Source organism: Priestia sp. SIMBA_032, assembly GCF_046535215.1.
Classification (GTDB): Bacteria; Bacillota; Bacilli; order Bacillales; family Bacillaceae_H; genus Priestia; species Priestia aryabhattai.
The window spans coordinates 1-236 of sequence record NZ_JAWRXD010001573.1 but is presented as its reverse complement, the minus strand read 5'-3'; the positions used below and the strand labels follow the sequence as shown (position 1 = coordinate 236).

General features: G+C 35.2%; 1 pseudogene. It reads right to left on the bottom strand.

The annotated features are described in order from the left end of the window. Positions 1 to 236 (bottom strand): annotated as a pseudogene (locus SB717_RS39580) (hypothetical protein); the annotation flags it as partial.

Below are 236 nucleotides of genomic sequence, written 5' to 3'. Positions count from 1 at the left end.
CATATGACTTACAACAACTCTCGAAATCATTTCTACCCCTTTATTTTCCACTTGAATTCGCAGAATAAGTATGTCGTTTACATCGTAGGTCAATTCATACGAAAATTGTTCTGTATACATACTACCAATTTGCAATGTAACGGCTACTTGAGGAAATTTATTTTCCTTTTTCGATCCGTCAATTCACAATACTGGTTGTAGCGGTATTGAATACTTTCCTGTATCCGAAATTCGTC